The 3632-nt window shown below is 62.5% G+C and carries 5 protein-coding genes; 2 read left to right on the forward strand and 3 right to left on the reverse strand.

Going from position 1 to position 3632, the window contains the following annotated elements:
* Both QUB80_RS35120 and QUB80_RS35125 read right to left on the reverse strand, forming a co-directional pair.
* A partial coding sequence (locus QUB80_RS35120; protein WP_289794036.1) for a transposase family protein occupies positions 1 to 172 on the reverse strand: 172 nt, incomplete at its 3' end.
* A gap of 52 nt (positions 173 to 224) precedes the next feature.
* Positions 225 to 575, reverse strand: coding sequence for a type II secretion system protein (locus tag QUB80_RS35125; RefSeq protein WP_289794032.1), 351 nt, complete (start codon positions 573 to 575; stop codon positions 225 to 227).
* 268 nt (positions 576 to 843) lie between these two features.
* Here QUB80_RS35125 and QUB80_RS35130 point away from each other — a divergent pair, with 268 nt between their 5' ends.
* Positions 844 to 1863 (forward strand): WD40 repeat domain-containing protein, encoded by a 1020-nt coding sequence (locus QUB80_RS35130; protein WP_289794033.1) that lies wholly within the window; start codon positions 844 to 846, stop codon positions 1861 to 1863.
* Positions 1864 to 1870: 7 nt separating this feature from the next.
* On the opposite strand, the gene QUB80_RS35135 is transcribed toward QUB80_RS35130, so the two are convergent.
* Positions 1871 to 2317 (reverse strand): IS110 family transposase, encoded by a 447-nt coding sequence (locus QUB80_RS35135; protein WP_289794034.1) that lies wholly within the window; start codon positions 2315 to 2317, stop codon positions 1871 to 1873.
* 153 nt (positions 2318 to 2470) lie between these two features.
* Between QUB80_RS35135 and QUB80_RS35140 the strand changes: the two genes are divergently transcribed.
* Positions 2471 to 3614 (forward strand): IS630 family transposase gene (locus tag QUB80_RS35140; protein ID WP_289794035.1). Its coding sequence is split into 2 segments (ribosomal slippage): positions 2471 to 2919 and positions 2918 to 3614, totalling 1146 coding nucleotides; the frame shifts between segments, so codons are not numbered across the junction.
* The last annotated feature ends 18 nt before the right edge of the window (positions 3615 to 3632 follow it).

A 3632-nucleotide genomic window follows, 5' to 3' on the forward strand; every position in this document is an offset into this window, starting at 1 on the left:
CCAGCCAGTCCTGTTTGGTGCGTCCCCACTTGGCGATGGCCACGAAATCGTCGGCACCGGCAATCACGGCGCAGATGCCGATCGTGACAATGTTGATGAGGGGATGAGTGACCTCGCGGCGGCGGGGATCGGTGAGTTCGGCAAAGTGTTCGTGCAGACGGGCGGCGGACATGGCAGGCCTCCTGTGACGGCGACCCGCCAGGGCCGAATCCGTTTCGGCCGCATCAACTCACGAGTCGCCATCGCCCACTTCTACCAGATCGCCCAGCATGGCGCGATCGCCCTGGCAGCAGCCGCAGCATGATTGAGCCCTTCTGGTGGGTTCCGGTCGAACAGTTGGCGTCGAGCGGTAGGCTCCAGTAGGAGCCAGCGGGGAACACGTTGAACGTGTCGTGATAGTTGTGAAGCGCAAGCCCAATCTGCTTCATGTTGTTCTTGCACTGGGTCCGCCGGGCGGCCTCGCGGGCCTGCTGGACGGCGGGTAGCAACAGTGCAATCAGGATGGCGATAATGGCGATCACCACCAGCAGCTCAATCAGTGTGAATCCAAAGCGTCTCCGAACAGGACGTGACATGACGCGACTCCCCCGAGCAGGTCAAAGAAATGAGGAACAGAGACAGACAGCGGTCCTGCGAGCCCGGCGTTGACAACGAAAGCAATGGACATGTTGAAAATGCGCAGCAGGATGTCGTGTCCGATCCAGTGAGACTACCTCGTTTGGCATGGCTTTCAATAGAGTACGGGGGCCTCCCTCCGAGAAGTTCGGGTTTCCCACCATACTAGCGCGGCGCGCTGAATCGTCCCACCTCGCCGCCGCGTCTCATTTTGCAACGGATGCTCCCATGCCGGATGCCGCCGCGTCGTCCCATCTCACCGTTGTGGATGTCACCAAATGCAAAGTCGCTTCCGCGTGGCCGACCGACCGACCGCTTGTGGCCTGCCGGTTTGATCCACTCGGCCGCTACGTCTTCTGCGGCGCCGAGGAGAAGACCGTGGTCCGGTTCAAGCTCGATGGCGGAACAAAGACGGCGCTCGAAGGGGGCCACGAGAGCTGGGTGCACGGACTGGCCTGCACGCCGGACGGGAAGTTTCTGATCTCCGGAGGCTGCGAGGGAAAACTGGCGTGGTGGGAAGCGGCCGCCGAAACGCCGACCCCGCTGCGGCAAATTGCCGCGCACAAAGGCTGGATCCGCCAGCTCGCCGTCAGTCCCGACGGACAATTGCTGGCGTCCGCGGGGAACGATGGAATGGTGCGGCTGTGGAACACGGCCGACGGGACGCTTGTCCGGGAACTCGCCGGTCACACGCGGGATGTCTACACCGTCCTCTGGCACCCCAGCGGCGAGTTTCTCTGCTCGGGCGATCTGCTGGGCAACGTGCGGCAGTGGGATGTCCGGGGGGGCTCGACGGTCCGCACCCTCGAAGCCAAGGAAGTGCATTCGTACAACGCGGCCGGTCAGCAGGTCGATTTTGGCGGGGTCCGCGGCCTGGCGCTGAGCCCCGATGGCAAGTTTCTCGCCGTGGGGGGACTTCACAAGGCGACCAACCCGCTGGGGGCAGTCCACGAACCGCTGGTGATGCTGTACGAATGGGAAACCGGCACGCTGGTGAAACAGCAGGTGACGGAGGGGATCACCGGCGGCGGAATCTGGCGACTGGCCTACCTCGCGGATGGAACTCTTGTCGGGGCCTCCGGCGGATCGAGCGGCGGCTGGCTGCTGTTCTGGAAGGCCGACGAGGAGAAGGCCTTTCACAAATTCCAGACGCCGAACATCCTGCGCGATATGGACCTGTCCGCAGACCGGACGCAGTTCGCCACGGCCCATCACGACAAGCATGTGCGGATCACGGCGATGGCTTAGAGCATCTTCAGAACTGGTGTGCAGGCCACTGCAGGCGAAGGCTGGACATCCACGAGTCTGAACGCGTCCAATCGCCTGCACAGGAACCATGCCAATGGTCTGAGGCAAGGAACTCGGCCGGGGTCTGGGCGTCGAGGCGGTCGCTTTTGCGGGTGGTCTCCGCGATGACCCGGAGTTTCCTGGGATGCGCCAGCGCGAGTTTTTCCGCGAGAGGTTCCAGAGGCTTCAGGAGCCATTCATCGCTGGCGGCGGCTTCGACCATGGCGGCGAAGGGCCCCAGCGACTGGAACCAGCTTTTGATGGAGAGCACTTCGCGGCAGAACAGGCGACGGCGCTCGAGAACCTTGCGGGATTGGTCGACGACGCAGACGCTGAAAGTCTCTTTGTGAAGGTCGATGCCGACGTATTTCACGGAACGATCCTTTTGTGGAAGCGGGAGTTCTTCACGGAACAACACGTTTACCACGCATCAAAAGCATCCCCAACGCGGCTCGACTTCCTTTCTCATAGTTTCGGCCTGCGTTGCTTCAGTAGTAGCCACCCTCGACTAATCGACTGGGTTTACTAAGCTGCCGAGAATCACACTCCAGGGAAGGGAGAATCACGGATGGCTCGGTCGACACCTAATCAATATCCCGTCGCGCTCTCCGACGAGCAACGTCAGCGGTTCGAGGACATCTGTGCCAACGGACATGCTCCGGCCAGGAAGATCCGTCACGCACGCCTGTTGCTGCTCAGCGATCACAACCGTTCCGGCGGCCCCTGGACGCGCACTCAAGTGGCCGAGGCGCTGGGGATGCATCCCAACACCGTCGACAAGATCCGCAAGCGGTTCGTCGTTGATGGGGAGGCGCCTGCGCTTGATCGAAAGCGGCGGGAAACCCCGCCCACGCCGCCGATTCTGGATGGCCGGGGGGAAGCCCATCTCGTGGCCCTGTGCTGTAGCGCAGCTCCCGAAGGACGCACGGTCTGGACGATGCAGCTGTTGGCCAACGAACTGATGGCCCGCCAGATCGTCACGCAGATCTCCGCGGAGACCGTTCGTCGCGCTTTAAAAAAACGAACTGCAGCCCTGGCGGAAGGAGTGCTGGTGTGTGCCGGAGCGGAATCGAGCTCGGTTCGTAGCGCAGATGGAGGACGTGCTGGACGTTTACGCCGCTCCTTACGAAGACGGTCACGTTCTGATCTGCATGGATGAGGCCAGCAAGCAACTGTTGCGGGACGAGGAACCGTCGATTCCAATGTCTCCCGGCCATCCTCTCCGGGAGGACTACCACTATGATCGCCGTGGGACGCAGGCGCTGTTCCTGTTCTTCAATCCCCTCTCCGGCTGGCGACGAGTCACCAGTCGTGACCACCGGACGCGGATCGACTGGGCCGAGGAAGTCCGGCAGTTGCTGGAAGACGATTTCCCTCAGGCCCGGAAGGTGACGCTGGTGTGCGACAACCTGAATACGCACACGATTGCTTCGCTGTATGAAGCGTTTCCAGCGGGCCAGGCGGGCGACCTGCGGCGCCGGCTGGACCTGCGGCACACACCGCGGAACGGCAGCTGGCTGAACGTGGCGGAGATCGAACTGAGCGTGTTGTCGCGGCAGTGCCTGAACCGGCGGATTGGCGATGTGGAGACGCTGAGGCGGGAGCTGTCGGCTTGGGAACGCGAGCGGAATGCGACGCGCTCCACGGTGAAATGGCGGTTCACCGTCGACGACGCACGGACGAAACTTCACCGACTATACCCACAGTGTTAGCCGAGGCGGACTACTACG

This window comes from Chlorogloeopsis sp. ULAP01 (assembly GCF_030381805.1).
Classification (GTDB): Bacteria; Cyanobacteriota; Cyanobacteriia; order Cyanobacteriales; family Nostocaceae; genus Chlorogloeopsis.

What these genes read in the sequence shown, in the direction of transcription:
- QUB80_RS35125 (WP_289794032.1), bottom strand. Translation starts at nt 575, where the DNA reads ATGTCACGTCCTGTTCGGAGACGCTTTGGATTCACACTGATTGAGCTG.
- QUB80_RS35130 (WP_289794033.1), top strand. Translation starts at nt 844, where the DNA reads ATGCCGGATGCCGCCGCGTCGTCCCATCTCACCGTTGTGGATGTCACC.